Annotated in this window: 21 protein-coding genes and 1 pseudogene; 18 read left to right on the top strand and 4 right to left on the bottom strand. The window is 49.1% G+C overall.

All coding sequences use genetic code 11. The features are described 5' to 3' along the window. Positions 1–253: pseudogene (locus tag MOZ60_RS04530) on the bottom strand (IS1634 family transposase); the annotation flags it as partial. A gap of 286 nt (positions 254–539) precedes the next feature. Between MOZ60_RS04530 and MOZ60_RS04525 the strand changes: the two are divergent. After that, the gene (locus tag MOZ60_RS04525; protein WP_108775875.1) at positions 540–740 is read left to right on the top strand and encodes a cold-shock protein; all 201 of its coding nucleotides are present in this window, start codon (positions 540–542) and stop codon (positions 738–740) included. A gap of 78 nt (positions 741–818) precedes the next feature. Here the strand turns inward: MOZ60_RS04525 and nagA are convergent, their stop codons facing one another. Beyond that, complete coding sequence (nagA, locus tag MOZ60_RS04520) at positions 819–1,958, bottom strand: N-acetylglucosamine-6-phosphate deacetylase (protein WP_370595804.1); 1,140 nt, start codon at positions 1,956–1,958, stop codon at positions 819–821. A gap of 180 nt (positions 1,959–2,138) precedes the next feature. Here nagA and MOZ60_RS04515 point away from each other — a divergent pair, with 180 nt between their 5' ends. The 12 genes from MOZ60_RS04515 (at position 2,139) to pyk (ending at position 14,707) form a co-directional block, all read left to right on the top strand. Then, entirely contained in the window at positions 2,139–2,921 is a 783-nt protein-coding gene (locus MOZ60_RS04515; RefSeq protein ID WP_370595803.1) for a PTS sugar transporter subunit IIC, read from the top strand. Then, positions 2,912–3,733 carry a PTS system mannose/fructose/sorbose family transporter subunit IID gene (locus MOZ60_RS04510; protein ID WP_277635441.1) on the top strand — a complete coding sequence of 274 codons (822 nt, stop codon included), beginning with the start codon at positions 2,912–2,914 and terminating at the stop codon, positions 3,731–3,733. Before MOZ60_RS04515 ends, MOZ60_RS04510 begins: the two co-directional genes overlap by 10 nt. 56 nt (positions 3,734–3,789) lie before the next feature. After that, positions 3,790–4,209: a (deoxy)nucleoside triphosphate pyrophosphohydrolase gene (locus tag MOZ60_RS04505; protein WP_370595802.1), complete on the top strand. Its 420-nt coding sequence runs from the start codon at positions 3,790–3,792 to the stop codon at positions 4,207–4,209. Positions 4,210–4,299: 90 nt separating this feature from the next. Next, on the top strand, positions 4,300–5,004 hold the full coding sequence (radC, locus tag MOZ60_RS04500) for a RadC family protein (protein WP_370595801.1): 705 nt from the start codon (positions 4,300–4,302) through the stop codon (positions 5,002–5,004). Between the two features lie 32 nt (positions 5,005–5,036). Continuing rightward, on the top strand, positions 5,037–6,104 hold the full coding sequence (locus MOZ60_RS04495) for a metal ABC transporter substrate-binding protein (protein WP_370595800.1): 1,068 nt from the start codon (positions 5,037–5,039) through the stop codon (positions 6,102–6,104). A gap of 22 nt (positions 6,105–6,126) precedes the next feature. Continuing rightward, positions 6,127–8,724, top strand: a complete 2,598-nt coding sequence (polA, locus tag MOZ60_RS04490; RefSeq protein WP_370595799.1) for a DNA polymerase I — start codon at positions 6,127–6,129, stop codon at positions 8,722–8,724. Continuing rightward, complete coding sequence (gene mutM, locus MOZ60_RS04485) at positions 8,724–9,530, top strand: bifunctional DNA-formamidopyrimidine glycosylase/DNA-(apurinic or apyrimidinic site) lyase (protein ID WP_370595798.1); 807 nt, start codon at positions 8,724–8,726, stop codon at positions 9,528–9,530. The genes polA and mutM overlap by 1 nt, the downstream gene beginning before the upstream one ends. 20 nt (positions 9,531–9,550) lie before the next feature. After that, positions 9,551–10,147, top strand: coding sequence for a dephospho-CoA kinase (coaE, locus tag MOZ60_RS04480; protein ID WP_370595797.1), 597 nt, complete (start codon positions 9,551–9,553; stop codon positions 10,145–10,147). Further along, on the top strand, positions 10,140–11,324 hold the full coding sequence (locus tag MOZ60_RS04475; RefSeq protein WP_370595796.1) for a DnaD domain protein: 1,185 nt from the start codon (positions 10,140–10,142) through the stop codon (positions 11,322–11,324). The genes coaE and MOZ60_RS04475 overlap by 8 nt, the downstream gene beginning before the upstream one ends. Next, entirely contained in the window at positions 11,317–12,282 is a 966-nt protein-coding gene (locus tag MOZ60_RS04470) for an ATP-binding protein (protein ID WP_370595795.1), read from the top strand. Before MOZ60_RS04475 ends, MOZ60_RS04470 begins: the two co-directional genes overlap by 8 nt. A gap of 3 nt (positions 12,283–12,285) precedes the next feature. Continuing rightward, positions 12,286–13,248, top strand: a complete 963-nt coding sequence (gene pfkA, locus MOZ60_RS04465) for a 6-phosphofructokinase (RefSeq protein WP_108775864.1) — start codon at positions 12,286–12,288, stop codon at positions 13,246–13,248. A 22-nt stretch (positions 13,249–13,270) separates the two neighbouring features. Continuing rightward, positions 13,271–14,707, top strand: coding sequence for a pyruvate kinase (gene pyk, locus MOZ60_RS04460; RefSeq protein WP_108775863.1), 1,437 nt, complete (start codon positions 13,271–13,273; stop codon positions 14,705–14,707). Between the two features lie 70 nt (positions 14,708–14,777). Here pyk and MOZ60_RS04455 read toward each other — a convergent pair whose 3' ends face one another. Next, positions 14,778–15,998 (bottom strand): cation:proton antiporter, encoded by a 1,221-nt coding sequence (locus MOZ60_RS04455; RefSeq protein WP_370595794.1) that lies wholly within the window; start codon positions 15,996–15,998, stop codon positions 14,778–14,780. A gap of 5 nt (positions 15,999–16,003) precedes the next feature. Then, on the bottom strand, positions 16,004–16,603 hold the full coding sequence (locus MOZ60_RS04450) for a TetR/AcrR family transcriptional regulator (RefSeq protein WP_277008772.1): 600 nt from the start codon (positions 16,601–16,603) through the stop codon (positions 16,004–16,006). Between the two features lie 154 nt (positions 16,604–16,757). Between MOZ60_RS04450 and MOZ60_RS04445 the strand changes: the two genes are divergently transcribed. From MOZ60_RS04445 to MOZ60_RS04425, 5 genes are all read left to right on the top strand, one after another. After that, entirely contained in the window at positions 16,758–17,444 is a 687-nt protein-coding gene (locus MOZ60_RS04445; protein WP_370595793.1) for a deoxynucleoside kinase, read from the top strand. Positions 17,445–17,536: 92 nt separating this feature from the next. Then, the gene (locus MOZ60_RS04440; RefSeq protein WP_370595792.1) at positions 17,537–18,739 is read left to right on the top strand and encodes an efflux RND transporter periplasmic adaptor subunit; all 1,203 of its coding nucleotides are present in this window, start codon (positions 17,537–17,539) and stop codon (positions 18,737–18,739) included. Then, complete coding sequence (locus MOZ60_RS04435; RefSeq protein WP_108775858.1) at positions 18,736–19,416, top strand: ABC transporter ATP-binding protein; 681 nt, start codon at positions 18,736–18,738, stop codon at positions 19,414–19,416. The genes MOZ60_RS04440 and MOZ60_RS04435 overlap by 4 nt, the downstream gene beginning before the upstream one ends. Continuing rightward, a complete protein-coding gene (locus tag MOZ60_RS04430) occupies positions 19,413–21,098 on the top strand; it encodes a biotin/lipoyl-binding protein (protein ID WP_370595791.1) in 1,686 nt (561 codons plus the stop codon). The genes MOZ60_RS04435 and MOZ60_RS04430 overlap by 4 nt, the downstream gene beginning before the upstream one ends. Continuing rightward, positions 21,095–22,351, top strand: a complete 1,257-nt coding sequence (locus tag MOZ60_RS04425) for an ABC transporter permease (protein ID WP_370595790.1) — start codon at positions 21,095–21,097, stop codon at positions 22,349–22,351. The genes MOZ60_RS04430 and MOZ60_RS04425 overlap by 4 nt, the downstream gene beginning before the upstream one ends. Positions 22,352–22,412 lie beyond the last annotated feature (61 nt).

The raw sequence follows: 22,412 nt of genomic DNA, 5'->3' as shown, positions 1-22,412 counted from the left end.
CGGAAGTCTGGTCAACTTTTTCGTTGAGATCAACAGAGATCTGAACAGACTCTTTTCCCTGCCTGGAATCTTCATTCATCCTGGCGATCAGCTGCTTGCAGTAAGCAACGGGATCATCAGTAATCTTAAGAAGCTCAGAATGCTTTCCCAGCTTTTTCACATTCTTGGTAGTTGATTTGCCATCAGTCGTACGGAAACCCATCTGAGCATAGTAGGTTGGATCTTTCAAACGCTTATCATAGTAAAGTTTCATGCCAGCATACCTTCTACAGGACTATTGTACCATAAAACATACAACACATACAACATAAAAATACAAGAAATTTGACAAAAATAGACAAAGAAAAAGCCGCAGTCATGCGGTTTTCGAGAAATTCTATTCAAAGCAAACTGTCAAAGTTCCGAAACAGTAAATGATGTTTTATAAGACAGCCTTCGGGCTGTTTTGTTTTTACAAATTGTCATGTAAATTTACAAGATTGTTTTGATGAGATGAAAACGTGTTATAATGTTTCGCGTAGGTAAGGAGATAGAGTTAGATGGCTACAGGAAAAGTAAAGTGGTTCAACGCTGAAAAGGGCTATGGTTTCATTACAGGTGATGACGGAAAGGATATTTTCGTTCATTACTCTGCCATTCAGGGTGAAGGCTTCAAGACTCTTGACGAAGGTCAGGCTGTAAGCTTCGATGTCAAGGATACTGACAGAGGCCCGCAGGCTGAAAACGTTGTCAAGCTCTAATAGAAGTGACCATGGGCAGGAGAAATCCTGCTTTTTTTGTGCGTGCATGAAAAAAGCCTGCATGTGCAGGCTGTTATTTCAGAATTGTTTGATGCCTTCAACAAAGCACGAAGCAACACTGTAATCATCATTGAGAATGGTAATGGACGCATCATAGCCGACTTTGATATAGCCAAGATGGTCGTCCATATGCAGCAGTGTTGCCGGGTTGCATGTACAGCTGTTGAGAGCTTTGTCGAATGGTACGAGTGCTCTTTCTACCAGGTTGCGCAGGCCTTCATTGGTTTTCATGGTTGATCCGGCCAGGTTGCCTTCTTTGATCAGGTGGGCGGATCCATCCGGATAGATGACGATTCCCTGGCCGCCGAATTCAAACTTTGTGCCGACTGGGTATCCCTTGCACATCAATGCATCAGAGATCATGATTGCCTTTGTGCTGTCTTTTTCACGGAAGAAGATGTTCAGTGCTTCCGGTGTGGAGTGGTTGCAGTCACAGATGACTTCACTGTACAGGTCATGCAGTCTCAGAGCTGCACCAACCATACCATTCTGTCTGTGGCTGAATGGGGACATTGCATTGTAGGTATGGGTGATGGAAGAGGCACCATTGGCCACTGCCATCATCGCCTGCTCATATGTAGCAGATGTATGTCCCATGGACACAACCGTACCATGCGTGCTGGCATACCGTGTTAAGGCGAAGTCCTTGTCGTGTTCCGGGGCAAGGGTGATCACTTTGATCAGATTGTGGGCTGCCTTCTGATATTCCTTGAACTCTTCCACAGAAGGGGGAACAATGGCCGCTGCCGGCTGTGCACCTTTCTTTGCCATATCGAGATATGGTCCCTCAAAGTGAATACCTAGAATCCTGGCTCCTTCATAACTGTTTTCATCATGTACCTTTGCCGCATTTTCTACAGCCTTTGTCAGCACAGGCTTCATCTCAGTAATGGTTGTGGCAAGAAAACCGGTTACGCCTTCATGCACAATGTTCTTTGTCCATTTCTTCAGGCCTTCTTCATTGGCATAGTTGGTATCAAAGCCATAAGCACCATGACAGTGAATGTCAATGAATCCTGGCACTATGCGGAGATCACCATAATCAATGTCTGCCTGTGTCTCATAGGGCAGCACACTGACGATCGATTTTCCTGAGATTTCAATGACACCCGGCATGAAATCACCGGCAATCCAGATACGCGTACTCTTGATTTTCATTACAAACACCTCCTGTTTCCACTGTAGCACTTTTGCTGTTTTCTGTTTGTTCATAAGCTGGCATATTGTTTCGATTTGGCCCCGGCATATACTTCCTGATATAATAAAAAAGACGAACAGCTTTGTGCTGCTCAGGCTGCTGTGTTCATTGACAGCAGAAGTTGTAAAGGAGAAAAAATTATGCAGATTGGAATGGCATTGGCTCTCTTTGTACTTGCCATTGATGGTGTTGTTGGTACAAAGATCCTGCATATGCCGCTGGTCGTATGTACGTTGATCGGTGCCCTGCTACACAATGTACAGACAGGGGTTACGATTGGTGCTGCCTGTCAGCTGTTTTACAGCACTACACAGCGTGATGACACTGGCGCAGGCATCTATTGTGCCATCGCTGTGATTGCCGCTGTGCGCGGAGGCGTGCAGGCAGGTGATCTCAGTGCTGGGATTCTGGCGTTTGGCTTTGCCTGTGCCATGGACGGCTTGTGCCGGCTGATCGGCACACTGTTTCTGCCAGCTGCCAGAAAAACAGCAGAAAAGGGAAAAGCAAGCACCATTGCTGTGTTTGGACCAATGTTGATCCGCGGCGTGCTTGCCGCAATTGCCGGTTATTATGCGTATGGTCTTGGGGCAGATGCTGTCAATGTGATTGATGGCTGGATGAATGATCTGCCATGGCTGTTCCATGGGATTGCCACAGCTGCTGCCATGCTGCAGTTCCTTGGTATTGCGGTTGTCATGCGCAATCTTTACTATCAGGAATATCCAGCTGCACTGCTTTCCGGCTTTGCCGTTGCTGCACTGGCATCCAAATCTGGTTCCTATGGACAGTTTGCCTGTGGTCTGCTGGCTCTTGGCATTGGTGCCTTTGTGCTTTGGCATTTTACCCAGCAGAATAAGGAAACTGCTGCTCCGGTAAAGAACAGTACTGTAGAAAAGAAAGGAAAGGCTGAAAAATGGTGGTAGGAACAACGCCGTATACGGATACAAAGGAAGCATTTCCGCTGGATAAGAAAACACTGCGGAAAATTGCGTTCCGTTCATTTTTTACCCACGCCGGTGAAAATGCAGAAACGGCTGCTTCCACAGGCTGGACATGGGCAATGGAACCAGGCCTGAAAAAGATTCATTCCAATCCGCAGGATCTTGCCATATCGCTTGGCCATAATCTGGAATTCAATGATCCATCCTATCTCTTTTCGTCTTATGTGATGGGCGTGGTTCTCTCACTGGAAGCACAGAAGGCAGATCCATCTGTGATCCGCTCTTTGCGCACGACGCTGGCACTTGCCGCAAGCGGACTGGAGCGTGCACTTGTCTATGGACTCTGGCTGCCCATTATGCTTGGTGCTGTTTACAGTATGGTCAGCAGCGGCAATGCCTGGGGTGTTGTTATTGTGGCGGCTGTTTCCTTCATCCTGCATGTGATTCTGCGCTTTGTATTGATCAACGTCGGTTACAAAGGCGGCACTGCATCCGCAGAGAAACTGATTGCTAAAAAGGATTCATGGAGTAAGGCAGCCCGCATCTCCGGTCTGTTTATGACAGGTGCCATCATTGGCTTTGGCTCATTGCTCACCGGCCAGATTGGTGTACATGGTTTGCGTGCTTCCAATGCATTCCTGCAGCCGATGGTTCTTGCCAGCCAGGTAGTACCAGGCCTGATTGGTCTGTGTGCAGCTCTGGTGACATACTGGCTGCTAACCAGGAAAAACTGGTCCATGTGGAAATGTGCCATCCTTCTGATCGCAGTAGGATTTGTCATTGGCATGCTTTGAGATGTACAGGAAGTGCATCTCTTTTTTTTCGGCAGAAAGGACGTATGATTGTAGTTATGATAAAAGAATTGAAGCAGATCCATGTGGCGGCTGCTGTGATTTGCAAAGATGACAAGATCTTTGCAACGCAGCGCGGCTATGGGAAATTCAAAGACGGCTGGGAGTTTCCTGGCGGGAAGATTGAAGCAGGGGAGAGTGCCCGACAGGCACTTGTGCGGGAAATCAAGGAAGAACTGAATACTGACATTATCGTTGGAAATTTTATCGGCAGTGTGGAATATGATTATCCACAGTTTCATCTTTCCATGCAGGTGTTTTCTGTCCGTGTAAAGCATGGATCTCTTGAACTGCTGGAACATGAAGCGGCACGATGGCTGTCCCCAGGCGAGCTGGACAGTGTTGCCTGGCTGCCTGCGGATCAATATATTGTGGATCATTATCTGCGCAGGGAAATGACAGTAAGCAAAGACAAATGAATGTGTATTGCTTTGTGCAGATACCAATTTCATCATATTTTTCAGGGAATCTGCCATATTGGATGCCTATATACAGGTGGAGGTATCGTTATGGCAATGATCAAAGATCTTCCTGCGGCTGAGAAACCGCGGGAGAAAGGCCTGCAGTTTGGCATGCGTGCTTTGAGCACACCTGAGCTACTGGCCATCTTAATTCGTACCGGCACTAAAGGCAGAAGTGCTGTCGACACGGCTGGTGATCTTTTAAAGAAAGCAGGCAGTGTTGCCGGTGTTTCTGCAATGAGCGTACCTGAGCTGACCAGAATCTCAGGCATTGGCAAAGTCAAGGCGCTGGAAATCGTGGCGGCCATGGAACTGTCACGAAGAGTCGCTTTGGAGCGTGTTTCGCAGGGCAGCATCCTGGATACACCGGAACGGCTGTTTCACTGGCTGCAGAAAGAAATCGGCTCATCCATGCAGGAAAACTTTCTGGTTGTGTACCTGGACGCCGGTCTGCACCTGATCAGTTACCGTGTCTTGTTCACCGGCTCACTGAATGATGCCCGCGTGTATCCCCGGGAAGTTTTCAAGGAAGCACTGTTGGCCAATAGTTCTGCCTTCATGATGGTGCATAACCATCCCAGCGGCTCACTTGTTCCAAGCGGCGCAGACCTGTCATTGACCAAACTGATGTGTGAAACCAGCAGAATGATGGGAGTTGCGGTCATTGATCACATCATTGTGACCGCAAACGGGTATTATTCCTTTGCGGCAGAAGGTCTGCTGAAAGATGCCATGGATGAGACTTGTGCCTGATGGTAAAATGATATGACAGAAGAAGGTGCACATTGATCAGAAACAAGGCCGGCAGGAAAAACAGAATACAGCAGATATCCCGCAGCACAAAACATGGTCTGGGGCACTGTACCCGGATCCTGCTTGCCTGCGTGCTTTGTGTCTGCCTGCTTGGCTGTCTGCCGGGCTGTGTTTCTGTGCGCACCCAGATTGCCTACAGTATTTACCCCATTGGCTGGCTTGTGAGCGCACTTGCCCAGAATACCGTTACCACTGTATCCCTGCAGGATGGGCAGACTGCCCAGAGAGCACAGATCCAGAGCAATTATCAGGATATCCTTGCCAAGAGTGCTGTCTTTATGCATATTGGCGACCTAGAGCCATATCTTTCAGTGTACCAGAATGAGATCGCGTCCAGCGGTACGCCGGTGCTGGATCTGTCTGCCCACAATGCTGTTTATGACTTTGCGCGCTATACGCCTGATGACAGCAGCAGTGCCTCAGATTATCAGGAATCTGCCTGGTATGATTCTGCTTTGTTTGATCAGACAGATATGTATGAAAAAGATGTTTCTTTGTGGAATGATCCGGTACTGATGCTCTCGATGGCAAAAGATATCCTGAGCTGGCTGGAGAAGACCTATCCGGAGAATACAGACCTGTACGAAACAAATTTCAAGAAGCTGGAAGCGGATCTGGTTGATCTGGATGCACAGTATCAGGCTCTGGCCACCCAGGCAGCGGACCAGTCCATCACGCTGCGGTTTGTGACAGTGACGCCAAGCTTTGGCAACTGGCAGAAAACATATGGCTTCCAGGTATATCCGCTTGTGTTGAGCCGCTATGGTGTACTGCCGGATGAAGAGGAGCTGGCTGTGATGGAACAACGCATTAAGACGGATGGTGTACAGTATATTGTTTATGAAGACAGTATGCCGGATGATATGAAGAGTCTGTTTAACAGAGTTATGAATGACTGCGGACTGACCCGCATTGATCTTTCCAATCTGAGCAGCCTGACGCCACAGCAGGAAGAAGATGGCAAGGACTACCTTTCCATCATGTACGAGAACCTGGCTGTGCTGCAGAGCATCGTGGAACAGAAAGATCAGGCAGGATGAAAGTAGAAGAGGTAGCGAAAAGATGAAAAAGTTAATGCTGGTGGATGGCAATTCCATGCTGTTTCGGGCTTACTATGCCACTGCCTATGGCAAGAAAATGACGACGGCACAGGGCGTGCCGACCAATGCTGTGTTTGGTTTCTGCCAGATGCTGCAGAAAGCTCTGGATGAGCAGAAGCCAGATGCCGTCCTGGTTGCTTTTGATGCCGGCAAGCATACGTTCCGGCATGATCTGTATGCCGATTACAAGGGAGGACGCAAGCCGGCTCCGGATGATCTTGTTCCACAGTTTCAGATGGTCCGTGACTTTCTGGACGCTGCCCACATCAAATGGGTGGAGATGCCTGATATAGAAGCCGATGATCTGATTGGCACCATGTCAAAGAAATATCCTGACTGTCAGACCATTATCTTCACAAGTGACCACGATCTGCTGCAGCTTGTCGATGATACAACGTCGGTGCTGCTGATGAAAAAGGGCATGACGGATATGGATATCATGACGCCGGAATCCATGCAGACTGAACTTGGCATCCGGCCATTGCAGATTATTGATCTCAAGGGACTGATGGGTGATCACAGCGACAACATCCCGGGTATTCCCGGTGTTGGTGAAAAGACTGCCGTCAAGCTGCTGAACCAGTATGACACACTGGAAAATGTGCTTGCCCATGATCAGGAGATCAAAGGCGCCCTTGGCAAAAAGATCCAGGCAAACCATGAACTTGCCACACTGTCCAAAAAGCTGGCAACCATCCGCCGCGATGTCGATCTGGATATCAAGCTGGAAGACTGTACCTTTATGCCGGACTATGCATCCCTTGTCCATTTCCTTGAAACACTTGGCATGAAGATGCTGGCGTCCCGCTATCAAAGCAGACTGCTTGGTAATCAGGAACAAAAAGCAGAAGAAACGATTCAGGTACAGCGTGTATCTGTGATCCCGGAAAACGTATATACAGGCCGCTATGCGGTATTTGGCTGTGATGACCATCAGCAGTTCATGGGGGCATCCCTCTATGGACTTGGCATTGCCAGCCAGGCAGGCCTGTATTATATCAATGCAAAGGATCTTCCTCATGATGCACAGCTGCTGAAACATCTGGCGGCATATGAAGCGGCTGGCTATGATGTCAAGCGTCTCATGCATGTCATGCACAATATCCATATCGAGATTCATTTCAGGGATGATGCCATGATCATAGCCTCTCTGGCAGATTCCACACTGACAAGCAATGAGAAGATTACAGAGAAGTATGATCTGCATACCACGGACAGCTACGAAGATGTCTTTGGCAAACCAGGCAGGCCCGTTTCTGTGGATGAAGAGAAAGAAGCCCGCTTTGCCGGGGAAAGTGCTGCCAATATCCTCAAAATTGTGGAACAGGCAGAACCGGTCATTACTTCCTGCAACATGACGCATCTCTACCGTGATGTGGAAATGCCTCTGACAGAAATTCTGTGTGAAATGGAACGTGATGGCATTCGCTGCGATGAAAAGGTGCTGGATGCCATTTCTGACAAGACACAGGCCCAGATTGATGAACTGCAGAAGAGAATCTATACCCGTGCCAATAAACAGTTCAATATCAACTCGCCCAAACAGCTGGCATCGGTGCTGTATGATGATCTGGGACTGTATGGCGGAACGAAACGTTCCACATCGGCTGACCGGCTGGAGAAGCTGCGCGGTGCCGATCCGATCATTGACGATATTCTTGCCTACCGCAAACTTGCCAAAATCTTAAGCACGTATGCGGAAGGCCTTAAGAAGTACATCTGCAAAGATGGGCGCATCCATACGATTTACAACCAGGCAGCCACAACCACCGGCCGCCTGTCCTCATCCGAGCCTAACCTGCAGAACATATCTGTGCGCGATGAACAGGGCAAAGAGGTGCGCAAGGCATTCCCGGCCGACCCAGGCTGTGTATTGATCTCGTGCGACTATCACCAGATTGAGCTGCGGATGCTGGCTCATATGGCCGATGAGACAAGCATGATTCAGGCTTTCCGTGACGGCATTGATATTCATACCAAGACGGCCATGGATGTGTTTGGCGTTTCCAAGGAAGAAGTGACGCCGCAGATGCGCCGCCAGGCAAAGACGGTGAATTTCGGCATTGTCTACGGTATTTCTGACTTTGGTCTGAGTGAGCAGCTTGGCACCAGTGTGGCCCAGGCACGTGATTTCATTGAAACATACTACAGGAAGTATCCCCGCATCCGTACCTATATGGATCAGGTTGTCAAAGACTGTGAGAAAAACGGCTATGTGACAACACTGCTTGGCAGAAGAAGAGAGATTCCGGAGATTCATGACAAAAACCGGATGATCCGGGAATTTGGCAAGCGGGCAGCAATGAATGCACCGATTCAGGGCAGTGCGGCGGATCTGATCAAGCTGGCCATGATCCGCATTGACAAGGCAATGAAAGAGAAGAAGGTAAAATCCCGCATGATTCTGCAGGTGCATGATGAACTGATCTTTGAAGTGCCTCAGGATGAAATTGACATGATGAAGGCACTGATCAATGACGGCATGGTTAATGCCATGAGCCTGAAAGTGCCGCTGACAGCAGAATGTGCCGTTGGCAAAGACTGGTATGAGGCTAAATAATGCCGGAACTGCCAGAAGTTGAAACGGTTGTGCGCACACTGGAACATCAGATCAAAGATGATGAGATTCTGGATGTACAGGTGCGCTATACAAAGACGGTCGATGGTGATCCAGGATCATTTGCCAATGCTTTGCGGCATGAACATTTCCGCATCTTTCAGCGGCGCGGCAAGTATCTGATCTTCCGCATGGACCATGTGACCCTTGTTGTCCATCTGCGCATGGAAGGCAAGTTCTATCTCATGTCACCATCAGATCCTGTCAACCGGCACATGCATGTCATCTTTCAGATGGCCAGCGGCCGATCACTGCGCTATCACGACACCCGCAAATTCGGCCGCATGTGTATTTTGCCGCTGGACTATGACTTTTCATCCTTCCATGGCCTTGGCCCGGAACCATTTGATCCATCGTTCAATGCGGACTATGTACATCAGTACCGCAAAGGCAGAAAGGAACCATTGAAGTCATTATTGCTTGACCAGAGTTTTGTGGCCGGCATTGGCAATATTTATGCGGATGAAATCCTTGCTGCATGCCATCTGCGTCCAGGCAGAAGCTGCAGCCGCATTACCAGAAAAGACGAGCAGAACATCGTTGATAACACCAGACGGATCATGAAGGCAGCCATTGCGGCAGGAGGCACCACGATCCGCAGCTATACTTCTTCCCTTGGTGTGACCGGCCGTTTCCAGACAGACTGCACGGTGCATATGCAGAAGATCTGTCCGCGCTGCCACGGACCAATCAAAGTCAAATATATCGGCGGCCGCAGCAGCTACTACTGCCCGCACTGCCAGAAATAAAAAGAACAGGAGGACGACACATGAGAATCGGGATTACCGGAACCATTGCTTCAGGCAAGACAACTTTCAGCAAGATGCTGCGCCAGCGCGGCATGCCCGTATTCAACGCGGATCAGTATGCTGCCATCTGCCTGTATGGCAGCCACCCATGTGCAAAAGTGATTGCCAGTGAATTTGGCGATGTATGCATGCCCAATGGCGACATTGACCACAAGAAGCTTGCTGCTGCTGTCTTTCATGATGAAAGAAAACGAAAACGGCTCAATGCCATCGTCCATCCCTATGTCATTGCCGGCATGGAGCATTTCTTCTCCAGCCAGAACGGCAGGCTTCTGTTTGCTGAAGTACCGCTTCTGTTTGAGGCAGGTATTGAAGATCATTTTGACTGCATCGTCCTGATCACCTGTGACAAAGATACAGCCATCATGCGGATGATGCATGACCGCGGCTATTCCAAAGAGGAGGCGCTGGCCCGCTATGCAAGCCAGATCGATCCACAGATTCAGAAGCAGAAGGCAGATATTGTCATTGAAAACAACGGTACAACAGATGATCTGAACCATGCAGTAAACAATCTGATGAAGCAGCTGCGCGCAAAGGAGAGACATCATGCTTAGAAATGAAGATACGTTCCGGGTGGAATGCGTCAACAGCATTTCCGAAGACAGTATTGTTTCGCTTGCCAATCTGTATCAGCCGCTGATCGGCGGAGACGGCCTGCTGCTGTATCTGACCCTGCATGCCGAGGCAAGACACCAGCGTGCCCAGGCTACGCATAAGCACCTGTGCCGGATCATGAACAATATCTCCCTGGATACACTGGAACGGGCAAGACTGCGGTTAGAAGAATACAATCTGCTGCGCGCCTATATGCGTCAGGGCAGCGGCCATGATGCCTGGATTTATCATCTCAATACACCGCTTCCTACTATGGACTTTCTTTCCAATCAGATCTATCTTTCCCGGTTCCGCAATGAAGTCGGTGCCAAAGATACGGATGAGATTGTTGCCCGTCTTGGCAATGTCGGTCTCTCTCTGCAGGGATACAAAGATGTCACCAGACAGATCCGGACAACACCAGTGGAAAGAACAATGCCGGAACCAGCCTGGACAACGGTGCGGCCGCGCTATCAGTTTTCTTCGGGCAATGAAACGATTGATTTTGATTATGAGCGTTTCCTTGCCACAACCAGTGCCGCTGTTTTTCCAATCGTGCTGCGCACCCAGGAAAATATGGCACTGATCGGCAGACTTGGCACAGTCTATGGCATTTCCGCAGACCGCATGCGGCAGCTGATCGCCAACTGTACCGTTCCAGATCCAGCCTTTTTCAATGCAGATAAGCTGAAACTGATGTGTGAAAAGGAAAAGGTGCAGACAAAGAATACACACGACCCTTACAGTCTGCCGCCGGTATCGTTCCTGCAGTCGCTGATGAATGGCCGTGAAGTACCGCTTGCAGAGAAGAAGATTCTGGAGAATCTTTCTACCCAGATGCACTTTTCCAATGAGGTAATCAATGTCCTGATTGCCTATGTTCTCAAGATCTCGGACAACCGGCTGTCTGCCCGCTTTGTCAGCTCTGTTGCTGCGCAGTGGGCACGTGATGGCATTGAGACGAAGGAACAGGCACTTCTGGAAGCGAAGAAGAATCTGCACAGCAGCCGCAGCTATCAGAAGGTGGAACTGCCGGCATACATGAATAAACCGCTGCCGGAAAGCAAGCCGGCCAGCGAGCAGCTCGTACAGAAAGTCAAAGCAATGCAGCAGGAGATGAAGAAACACGATGCGTGATGGATTCCAGAAAATGAATTTTGATATATCACTGAGTGATGCGCAGAAAGAAAAGACCAGAGAGCTTTGCACACAGCTGCAAAAAGATCCGGATGTGGCATATCTGATCCAGCACAAAGGTGTGCCGGCCAGTCTCATCCAGCAGTATCCATGGCGGATTCATGACTGGTGTCAGGGCATTGCCGCATGCCATAACTGCAAGGGACTCGATCACTGCAGGCAGAAGAAAACAGGGTACTATGATGATCTGATGTACGATGGCATCCTGCAGAAGGTGGTATCCCCATGCCGGTTTATGAAGGAAAAGCTTAAACAGGAAGAACATCTGCAGTACTTTCTGATCAATGATATGCCAAAGCAGCTGCGCACTGTTGGCTTTGCTTCGATTGCGGCAGACGGTGAGGATGGCGCCTATGTCAGTGTGCTGGCCTCATGCATGGAAGCGTTCCGCGGTCAGACAGGCGTGTATCTGTATGGGCATATGGGAACCGGCAAGACCTATCTTGCGGCGGCAGCCTGCAATGATGCGGCCAGAAGAAAGCAGAAATGTGCCTTTGTGTACTGGCCGGACTGCGTGCAGAGAATGGTCACCGGCATTGACTCAGGAGAGTACCGGATTGAGCTGGAACGTCTCAAGTTTGTGCCGTTTCTGGTCATTGATGATATCGGCGCCGAAGCAGTGACCCAATGGAACCGTGACCAGATCTTACTGCCGGTTCTCAATGCCAGATATGAAGCGCATTTACCGACCTGGTTTACCTCCAATGAAGACATTGCTTCTCTGCGTGCACACTTTGCAATTTCCAGCCGCGGGAAGGAAGAAGCGATGAAGGCAAACCGCATTATTGAGCGCATTCAGGCAATGTGTTCTGTGAAAGCGCTTGAGGGAAAAGATCGCCGTCAAATGGTTGACGGAACCGTTTACGATGCTAGAATTAAAGGCGAAATCGGAGGCTAAACAATGGTCAGGAAGATTGGTGTATTGACCTCGGGCGGCGACGCACCGGGCATGAATGCGGCGATCCGTGCCGTTACCAGAATTGCACTGAATAATGGTGTTGAGGTCGTAGGTGTTCACAATGGCTACCGGGGACTTCTCGAAGAAACATTTGAGGATCTTGGGCGTACCAGCGTGTCCGACATCATGGACCGCGGCGGCACTGTTCTTGGGTCTGCCCGTCTTCCTGAATTCAAGGAAGAAGCGGTTCAGGACACATGCATTAAGAACCTGAAGAGGGCTGGCATTGATGCACTTGTTGTTATTGGCGGCGATGGCTCCTACCGGGGTGCTCTTGCCATGACAAAGAAGGGAATCAACTGCATCGGCCTTCCGGGTACGATTGACAATGACATTCCGGGTACGGATTTCACAATCGGCTTTGATACTGCTCTGCATACATGTGTAGAGAATGTCGATAAGCTGCGTGATACGTCCAGTTCTCACCACCGCTGCTCGATCGTGGAAGTCATGGGAAACCATTGCGGCGATCTTGCTCTATATACAGCAATCAGCTGCGGTGCAGAGATGGTGATTACACCGGAAACAGGATATGATGAGCTTGAGGTCATCGAAAAGCTCAGATATCTTGGCGAGGCTGTCAAGAAAAACCATGCCATTGTGATCATTTCGGAAAAGATCTGTGATGTGGATGCACTTGCCAAGAAGGTCAGTGCAACAACAGATTTCTCTGGAAGAGCAACGGTTCTCGGCCATATCCAGCGCGGCGGTTCGCCAACTCCGACCGATCGTATGCTGGCAAGCCGTATGGGTGAAAAGGCAGTGGATCTGCTGATGGAAGGCATCGGCGGACATTGTGTCGGTATCATTGATAATCAGATTACATCAATGCCGATCGACGAAGCACTGAACCGTCCGTCTCAGAGCCGCAAAGCCCTGTACCGTTTGTTTGACCGTCTGGTTTAAGGAAAAGAGGAAATTGAATTTTATGGCTAACGACAAGCACATCTTCAAGAAGACAAGAGTTGTCTGTACCATTGGCCCTGCTTCGGAAAGTGTTGAAGTACTGACAAAACTTGCCTATGCAGGTATGAACATTGCCCGCATGAACTTCTCTCATGGCACACATGAAGAACATAAGGCAAGAATTGAAGCAGTCAGACATGTATCTGATACAACTGGCATTACACTGGCAGTTGCTCTGGATACAAAGGGACCGGAAATCAGACTTGGCAACTTCAAGAATGATACCGAGAACTATCAGATCGGTGAGATTGTTTATCTGACCAAGGCTGAATGTGAAGGTACACATGAGCGTTTCTGGATCCAGTGCCCGGAACTGTTCGATGATCTGAAGGCTGGCAATTATATCCTTGTCAACGATGGCAAGATGAGACTGACCGTTCTTGAGAACGATGGCTCTGAGATGAAGTGCAGAGTTGAGGTTGCTGGTCCGATCAGCTCCCATAAGGGCTGCAATGTGCCAGGTGTCAAGCTCTCCATGCCGTTCCTGTCCGAAAAGGATATCGATGATATCAAGTTCGGCTGTGAAATGAATGTTGATTTTATCTTCGCTTCCTTTGTCAGAAGAGCAAGCGATGTCAATGCAATCCGTAAGATCTGCATTGAGATGGGCAAGCCGCACATCAACATCATTGCCAAGATCGAGAACCAGGAAGGCTATGACAATGTCGATTCCATCCTCGAAGCTGCTGATGGCGTCATGGTTGCCCGTGGCGACCTTGGTGTTGAGATTCCGACCATGATGGTTCCTGTTTACCAGAAGCACATCATCCGTGAGGCTAACATCATTGGCAAGCCGGCTATCACAGCTACTCATATGCTGGATTCCATGACACATAACCCGAGATGCACACGTGCTGAGGCATCCGATGTCTGCAATGCTGTGCTGGATGGTTCTGATGGCGTCATGCTGTCGGCTGAGTCTGCCGCCGGTGATTATCCGGTTGAAGCCTGCGAGACCATGAGTGAGATTGCTGAGGAAGCTGAGAAGATCATCGACTACCGCAGCAGACTTGACTGGCTCAAGACCACATCCAACAAGACTGTGCAGGATGCTGTTTCCATTGCCATTTCTGATGCAACACTGACACTGGATAACATTGGTGCTATCGTTGTCTTCACACAGGGCGGCACAACAGCAAGAAGAATCTCCAAGTTCAGACCGTGTGTTCCGATCCTGGCAGTTACCTTCACGAAGGATACCCAGAGAAAGCTGTTGAGCTACTGGGGTGTTGTTCCGCTGTTCTCTGATGTACAGAACCAGCTCACCAACGATGATGATCTGGCATCTCTGTTCGCCAAGGACTACGGTGTCAAGCCGGGCCAGCTGATCATTATCTCCGCCGGCTATCCGACAGGCGAAGGTTCCGCAAACATGATGAAGATTGTCGAAGTCAAGTAAGTCTTCAAATATACCAAAACAAAAGGACATCTGCTCAATACTGAGCAGATGCCTTTTTTGTAATACAAGCTTATGCTTTATGCATTTCGCCGGCAAGCTGAAATCCTTTTCTTGCCGCAAATACAGCAATGATTTCATTGATGACAGCAGCAGCCGCAATTGTTCCTTTCACAAGCGATGCAAGATCCGGACGGGATGCCTGCAGGGTGGCACAGATGATGCCGGTAAACACAAGGGAAACACCAGAATGCGGCAGTAATGTCAGGCCAAGATACTTCTGTACGGTCTTTGACATGTGGGTTGCGGTGGCACCGATACGGGCACCAAAGTACTTGCCAAACGCGCGGGAAGCGATATACAGGAATGTTGTGACACCGGCACCAATGATCAGATGGTAATCCAGCGGTGCACCAAGATCGACAATGGCAGTGACCAGACTCACAGACAGAATGTTGTTATACCATGCTGTGATATGATTCAGCGTTTCATCATCTGCCATGTTGGAGAAGGTGGCAGAGAAGGATACACCCATTAACATATAGTTCAGTGTGATCGTCGTAAAGACAAGCTTGTTGAATAGCAGGCCGATTGCTGCGGTGGCTGTGACACCAATCAGCAGAATCGCGAGTGTGGACTTTTTGTCATGGGACTGTTTCAGGATTTTCCCTGTCACAAGACCTGTGCAGATGCCGATCAGAATCGGCAGGAAGATCATGACCGGGATCATATACAGCGGCAGAGCACCGCCGGATACGGCTCTGGCAATGCAGGAATCTACTGTGAAGAAGACGGCAATGCCAACGATATCATCGAGTACTGCCATTGGCAGCAGCGTGCTGGTCACCGGTCCTTTGGTATGAAATTCCTGCACGATGGCAAGAGCTGGAGCAGGGGCTGTTGCCAGGGCAATGCCGCCAAATGCAAAGGCAAGATAGATCGGAATGTGCATGAAGACAAACAGAATGGCAAACATCGCGGAAACAAACAGGAAAGTGCCAAGCGACTGGGTCAGTGTTGTGATCATCAGTGCTCTGCCATACTTTTTCACACGCCGCCAAACAAGCTCGGTACCAAGCATCAGACCAAACGAGCACTGCATCCAGATGATGACTGTCTGATACAGCGTTGTATCTAACAGCTTCTGCGGCAATAGATTCAGTGCATGGGGACCAAGTGCCATGCCTGCAATCAGCCAGCCCAGAATGGCCGGCATCTTCAGTTTCTGCATTGCCTTACCGGCAAACACTGCCAGAATCAGTGTCAGAATCCATCGCAGGATATTCAATATCATGTTATTTACCTCTTTTCTTCAATAATTCCATACAGGAAGATCTGCAGTGCCTTGCGGCAGTCCGCATCATGCTGCAGAATGGCTTTTTCGTCATGCTTGATCAGAGAATTCCGATATTCCGCATTCAGAAAATTCTGGAATGCACGGAAGATCCGCTGTACATCAGCTTCCTGATACCCGCTGCGCACCGTCTGATCAGCCAGCACGGCTCTTAATACAGCCGCATTGACTTCATCATACTTTTTCCGGCAGGCTTCCATCTGTTCCTGCAGTTGTATCGGATAAAACAGCAGCGCCTCACAGAACATTGCTGCCTTGTCAGGATTCTTTCCAAACCAGGCAGAGCGGGCTGCAAAATAGGCATCAATACTGCCATCTGCTGTTCTGCCAAGTTCTTCTGCCAGCTCATCAAACACAATTGATGCACAGGTCAGATACAGATCATCTTTATCTTTGAAATAGTGGTAGATGATCCCTTTGGAGGTTCCTGCATCACTGGCAATATCCTGCATCGAAGCTGTCTTATAGCCATCTTTTGCAAAGATATGAAAGGCACTTTCCAGAATTTTCTGCTTTGTCAGTGCCGTCTTGATTTCTCTTTTCATCTTTTCACCTCCAAAATATTGACTGATCGGTCAGTTTCTGATGATATCACAATTGACCAACCGGTCAATAAATATTTTTTCAGATCTTTTGATTACCTTTATGTGCAACCTGTTTGATAATGTGGTTCAATAGACAGGCACTAAAGGAGTAACAATGATGATTATCATGTCTGGTACGATTGGTGCTGGTAAATCCAATCTGACCGAAATTCTTTCCCGCCATCTTGGCACCAAAGCGTTTTATGAACCGGTAGAAGACAATCCGATCCTGCCGCTGTACTATGCCGATCCAAAGAAGTATGCATTTCTTCTGCAGATTTACTTTCTGAACAAGCGTTTCCGGCTGATCAAGGAAGCGATGCGCCAGGACAACAATGTTCTGGACCGTTCGATCTATGAAGATGCACTGTTCTTCCATATGAATGCAGAAAAGGGCAATGTGACAAAGCAGGAGGTCGAAGTCTATGATGACCTGCTGGACAATATGATGGAGGAGCTGCCTTATGCAGCTGCCAAGAAAGCACCGGATCTTTTGATCTATATCCGCGTATCGCTTGATACAATGCTGGCCCGCATTGCCAGGCGCGGCCGTCCGTATGAACAGCTTTCGGCAGATCCCGGCCTGCTGAATTACTATAAGGATCTCAATGCCCACTATGAGCCATGGTACAGGCAGTACAATGCCTCCAGCAAGATGATCATTGATGGAGACCGCTATGACTTTGTCAATAACAAGGATGACCGCCGGACAGTCCTGCATATGATTGATCAGCGGCTGTGCGAGCTTGGTAAGCTGGACAAAGAAACGTATGACAGACTTTGCAAAGATCAGGATGCATGACTGATCTTTTTTCTTACCCTTATGATTCTTAATAATTTCTGATGTCTGTAAATGCTATCATGTTGTTAGAAATACCCTAGGGAGAGTTTTATATGAAAAAGATGGGAAAAAAGAAAAGGGGCATCATTTTTGCAGTGGCAGCGGTTGCGGTCGCAGCGGTCATCGTTGTACTGGTGCGTGGTTTTTCTTCAGGATCATCCAGTGACGGCGGCAATGAGGTCTATGTGCAGAAGGTATCCGATCTGACCGGCATGACATCATCGCTCAACCCCAGCCAGCGCTTCTCCGGTGTGGCCCAGGCCCAGGAGAGCGTGGATATCAAGGCCGATTCTTCCCGCAAGATCGACCAGATCTTTGTCAGTGAAGGACAGAGCGTCAAGAAGGATGATCAGCTGTTTTCCTACCAGACAGATGACCTGCAGAACACAATTGACAATGACAATCTGTCCATTGAAAGTCTGAGCAATGATATCAGCGCGCTGAATGAGGAAATCGCTGACCTCAACAGCCAGATGCAGAGTGCTGCGCAGAATGACAAGTTCCAGTACACAACGCAGATTCAGGCCAAGCAGATGCAGATCCGTCAGGATCAGCTGGATATTCAGACAAAACAGAATGAAATCAAGCATACCCAGCAGGAAATCGATCAGTCTGTTGTGAAATCGACGATTGATGGTGTTGTCAAAGCGATCAATGATACCAGTGCGACCAATTCTGATGGATCCACAAAGCCGCTGATGACAATCGCCAAGACCGGCGACCTGCGCATCAAGGGTACAGTGGATGAACAGTCCATCGGTATACTCTATGAAGGACTCAGTGTCATTGTCAGATCCCGTGTGGATGAAAGTGAAATCTGGCAGGGAACCATCACCAGTGTGGACAGTGAACCGGCCTCTTCTGACAGCAGCACAATCATGTATGGTTACAGCTCTTCCAGTGACAATCAGGCATCCCGCTATACGTTCTATGCCTCTTTGGACAATGGCACCGGCCTGATGCTCGGCCAGCATGTCTATATTGAACCTGCCGGCTCTGCTGCGGTTGCCAGGGACGGGATCTGGATCAATCAGGCATTCATTGTTGCCGATGAGGATGGCACATCCTATGTCTGGGCAGATCATAATGGCAGGCTTGTTAAGCAGAAAGTAGAAATCGGGCAGACGGATGACAGCGACGGTACGGTGGAAATCACATCAGGACTGAAGCAGGAAGATGGTATTGCCTATCCGGATGATACGCTGCAGGAAGGGCAGAAGACTGCCTATGTTACAATGACAGGAGGCATGTCATGATCCTGTCTCTTTCACATGTCTATAAAAACTATGGACAGGAACCTGTCATCGTACCGGTTCTGAAGGATATCTGCCTGGATGTGGAAGAGGGTGAGTATCTCGCCATCATGGGTCCTTCCGGTTCCGGCAAGTCCACATTGATGAACCTGATCGGATGCCTTGACCGTATGACCAGCGGCAGATATATCCTGGATGGGGAAGATATCAGTACGCTGAATGATAATGAACTGTCCGATATCCGTCTCAATAAGATCGGTTTTGTCTTTCAGACATTTAATCTTCTGCCCAGAGAAACAGCACTGGAAAATGTGGCACTGCCATTGATCTATGCCAATGTTCCCAAGGTGGAACGCACAAAGCGGGCAATGGTACAGTTGGAAAGTGTAGGTCTTGGTTCCCGTGCTTCCTTTACACCAGGTCAGCTGTCCGGCGGTCAGAAACAGCGGGTTGCCATTGCCAGAGCAATGATCAATCATCCCCGGATTCTATTGGCAGATGAACCTACCGGTGCCCTGGATCAGGCAAGCGGCGAGCAGGTGATGCAGCTGTTTGGACAGCTTAACCAGCAGGGTGTCACCATCATCATGATTACCCACGATGCCAAGGTCGCTGCCCATGCCCACCGCATTCTATCCCTGGTAGACGGGCGCCTTGGCCCATTGGAGGCGGCAAGATGAAGAAAAAAGGAATGATCATCACTGTCTGTATTGCAGCCGCCATTACCGGGTCTATTGGCGGACTGCTGCTTTATCGCCGAAACAATACAAAAACCACGGTGGTCCGCGCAGGTGATATCGCCAGCACAGGTCTCAGCAATGACAGCAGTCTGTACGGCATCATCTATGAAGCAGACAATCAGTCAGTCTATAACGACGGCACTGCCCAGATTACAGAAGTCTATGTATCACAGGGACAGCAGGTCCATGCCGGTGATAAACTGCTTGCCTATGATCTGACTTCACTGCAGCTTTCTGTCGAAATGAAAAAGCTTGCTGTACAGCAGGCACAGAACACACTGGCAGGGGAACAGCAGAAACTCAATGTTTTGAAAAACACGCAGCCGATTGTGGAACCGGTTGTCATGCCAACGCCTGAACCAACTCTAGCGCCAGTGCCGACGCCGACACCGCTGCCTGAACCACAGCAGGATCATGATGCCTGGAATATCATCACCGACGATGATAAGTGCATATATCATCCTGTCTCTGAACCTTCTCCAACAGCTTCGGCTTCAACGTCTCCAGAACCATCACCATCTTCATCCGCTTCTTCCGTTCCGTCTGCTTCACCGTCTCCATCTGCATCTGCTGTGCCTGAAGGCCTAGCGGCAGACAATCCGATCCGTTTCATCGTGCAGAAAGACGGCATCATTGCCGGTTCTTTGTTCAATAAATACCGCACCAAAGATCCTGCTGTCTATCTGTCTTTTGAAATCTGGGAAGACAACACGGTAGAGAAGGGTAAGCAGCCTTTGTCACAATGGCTGGTACGCACGGATCTTTTACCAGAATGCAGTGATACAGACCAGTGGTATGTACTGACGCATCAGATGGTGGAAACACAGTCTGCTGAACCAGTACAGGAAGAGAAAACCGTTTCTTCCGAAACAGATGCGGAAGCTGTACAGGATGGTTATACGGCCAGTGAGCTTGCCAAGGCAATCCGCTCTCAGGTAAAAGCAGTCAAAGATGCAGATCTGAATGTGCGACGTGCGCAGCTGGATCTCAAGACAGCCCAGGAGAGTCTGGATGATGGTGTTGTGTATGCCAGGCGTGATGGCATTGTGACAAAAGTCAGTGATCCGGCTGATCCGCCGCAGGATGGCACAGCCTTTCTGACTCTGTCCACCAGCAGCGGCACGTATATTCAGTCTGCACTTTCTGAATTGCAGCTGGACAAGGTGAAAATCGGCGATACTGTGACAGTGACTGACTGGAATACCGGCTCCGTCTATATGGGTGCTGTTGCCTCGATCGATACAGATCCAACTGACAGCAATTCCTATTCCGGCATGGGCAATCCCAATGTTTCCTACTATAACTTCTATATTCAGGTGGATGAGCAGATGCCAAATGATGCCGGCAGCGGTGTTTCTGTTGCTTTGAATGATGCTGGAAACGCACAGGCAATGTGGCTGGAAGCCATGTTTATCCGTGATGACAATGGCGTCTATTACGTCATGAAAGAAGATAACGGCCGTCTGGTCAAACAGACAGTGACCGTTGGCGATACCATGTATGACATGATGGAAATTACCGATGGTCTGGGTGAAGATGACTGGATTGCCTTCCCATATGGATCCAGTGCAAAACAGGGCAGCCTGACCAAACATGGTGATGCTTCGGAGGTGTGGCAATGATTGAAAATATTCGTCTTTCTCTGCGCGGCATCTTATCGCATAAGATGCGTTCCTTCCTGACCATGCTTGGCATCATCATCGGTATTGCCGCCATTATTGCCATTGTATCCACGATCAAGGGGACAAATGACCAGATTCAGAAAAATCTAGTCGGTTCTGGTACCAATGCCATCACTGTTCAGGTGCAGCAGTCAGACTGGGAATATGATTTCTCTCAGGGAATTCCTTCCGGCTTTTATCCGGTCAGTGAGGATACAAAGCAGCAGCTTGCGGCGATTGACCATGTCAGCCAGGTGTCACTGTTTCATTCCCGTCAGGACTACACAGGCATTTATCACAATGATAATGGCATCCAGAGCGGCTATGTCATGGGCATCGATGAAAGCTATCTTGGCACGGCGGATCTGACGGTCAGCCAGGGCCGCGGTATAACCGCCGCTGACAACAAGAACAATGCACGCGTGGCTCTGCTTGACAGCCAGGCTTACAAGAGCCTGTTCAAAGGGCAGAATGCGATTGGTGAGACGATTGAAATCCAGAGTACCCCATTTACGGTTGTCGGAATCGTCACATCCAAGCAGACATATGAACCGGTCATCAATTCAGCAGCGGATTATTATACCTACAGCCAGAATGACAGTACGAGTGCCAGGGTCTATGTGCCATCCGCACAGTGGCCGGTGCTGTATCAGTATGATGAACCGGAAAGTGTCATGTTGCGGGTGGACAATGTCAAACAGATGACCAGAGCAGGCAAAGCAGCCGCGGACATTCTCAATGCCAGCGTCATGTCCTCAGATACGTCGATTCAATATGCAGCCAAGGATCTGCTGGAACAGGCAAAACAGATCCAGCAGCTCTCCAGTGCAACCAACCGCATGCTGATCTGGATTGCTGCCATCTCACTGCTTGTTGGCGGCATTGGCGTCATGAATATCATGCTTGTTTCCGTTACGGAACGCACAAGTGAAATCGGCTTGAAGAAAGCACTGGGAGCCCGCAAAAAAGCAATCATGACCCAGTTCCTGACGGAAGCGGTTGTATTGACTTCCATCGGCGGTATTCTTGGTGTTATCACCGGTATTCTGCTTGCCTTTCTCATCGGCAAGTTTATGAGTATTCCAGTTGCCATCAGTATACCGGCATCAATCTTTGCCGTATTATTCTCCATGGCAATCGGCATCCTGTTTGGCATGCTGCCAAGCTACAAGGCTGCCAACCTGGATCCGATTGAAGCACTGCGCCATGAATAATAAGAGAGAGCTTCGGCTCTCTTTTCATATGGGAAGATTTTGCTAAACTAAAGGAAAAGGA

It is taken from the genome of Grylomicrobium aquisgranense, assembly GCF_033971865.1.
Taxonomy (GTDB): domain Bacteria; phylum Bacillota_I; class Bacilli_A; order Erysipelotrichales; family Erysipelotrichaceae; genus Bulleidia; species Bulleidia massiliensis.
This window is presented reverse-complemented; position numbering and strand designations above follow the sequence as displayed.

What these genes read in the sequence shown, in the direction of transcription:
- nagA (WP_370595804.1), bottom strand. Translation starts at nt 1,958, where the DNA reads ATGAAAATCAAGAGTACGCGTATCTGGATTGCCGGTGATTTCATGCCG.
- pfkA (WP_108775864.1), top strand. Translation starts at nt 12,286, where the DNA reads ATGGTCAGGAAGATTGGTGTATTGACCTCGGGCGGCGACGCACCGGGC.
- MOZ60_RS04435 (WP_108775858.1), top strand. Translation starts at nt 18,736, where the DNA reads ATGATCCTGTCTCTTTCACATGTCTATAAAAACTATGGACAGGAACCT.
- MOZ60_RS04475 (WP_370595796.1), top strand. Translation starts at nt 10,140, where the DNA reads ATGCTTAGAAATGAAGATACGTTCCGGGTGGAATGCGTCAACAGCATT.
- mutM (WP_370595798.1), top strand. Translation starts at nt 8,724, where the DNA reads ATGCCGGAACTGCCAGAAGTTGAAACGGTTGTGCGCACACTGGAACAT.
- MOZ60_RS04515 (WP_370595803.1), top strand. Translation starts at nt 2,139, where the DNA reads ATGCAGATTGGAATGGCATTGGCTCTCTTTGTACTTGCCATTGATGGT.
- pyk (WP_108775863.1), top strand. Translation starts at nt 13,271, where the DNA reads ATGGCTAACGACAAGCACATCTTCAAGAAGACAAGAGTTGTCTGTACC.
- polA (WP_370595799.1), top strand. Translation starts at nt 6,127, where the DNA reads ATGAAAAAGTTAATGCTGGTGGATGGCAATTCCATGCTGTTTCGGGCT.
- MOZ60_RS04425 (WP_370595790.1), top strand. Translation starts at nt 21,095, where the DNA reads ATGATTGAAAATATTCGTCTTTCTCTGCGCGGCATCTTATCGCATAAG.
- MOZ60_RS04440 (WP_370595792.1), top strand. Translation starts at nt 17,537, where the DNA reads ATGAAAAAGATGGGAAAAAAGAAAAGGGGCATCATTTTTGCAGTGGCA.
- radC (WP_370595801.1), top strand. Translation starts at nt 4,300, where the DNA reads ATGGCAATGATCAAAGATCTTCCTGCGGCTGAGAAACCGCGGGAGAAA.
- MOZ60_RS04525 (WP_108775875.1), top strand. Translation starts at nt 540, where the DNA reads ATGGCTACAGGAAAAGTAAAGTGGTTCAACGCTGAAAAGGGCTATGGT.
- MOZ60_RS04430 (WP_370595791.1), top strand. Translation starts at nt 19,413, where the DNA reads ATGAAGAAAAAAGGAATGATCATCACTGTCTGTATTGCAGCCGCCATT.
- MOZ60_RS04455 (WP_370595794.1), bottom strand. Translation starts at nt 15,998, where the DNA reads ATGATATTGAATATCCTGCGATGGATTCTGACACTGATTCTGGCAGTG.
- MOZ60_RS04510 (WP_277635441.1), top strand. Translation starts at nt 2,912, where the DNA reads ATGGTGGTAGGAACAACGCCGTATACGGATACAAAGGAAGCATTTCCG.
- MOZ60_RS04505 (WP_370595802.1), top strand. Translation starts at nt 3,790, where the DNA reads ATGATAAAAGAATTGAAGCAGATCCATGTGGCGGCTGCTGTGATTTGC.
- MOZ60_RS04450 (WP_277008772.1), bottom strand. Translation starts at nt 16,603, where the DNA reads ATGAAAAGAGAAATCAAGACGGCACTGACAAAGCAGAAAATTCTGGAA.
- coaE (WP_370595797.1), top strand. Translation starts at nt 9,551, where the DNA reads ATGAGAATCGGGATTACCGGAACCATTGCTTCAGGCAAGACAACTTTC.
- MOZ60_RS04445 (WP_370595793.1), top strand. Translation starts at nt 16,758, where the DNA reads ATGATGATTATCATGTCTGGTACGATTGGTGCTGGTAAATCCAATCTG.
- MOZ60_RS04470 (WP_370595795.1), top strand. Translation starts at nt 11,317, where the DNA reads ATGCGTGATGGATTCCAGAAAATGAATTTTGATATATCACTGAGTGAT.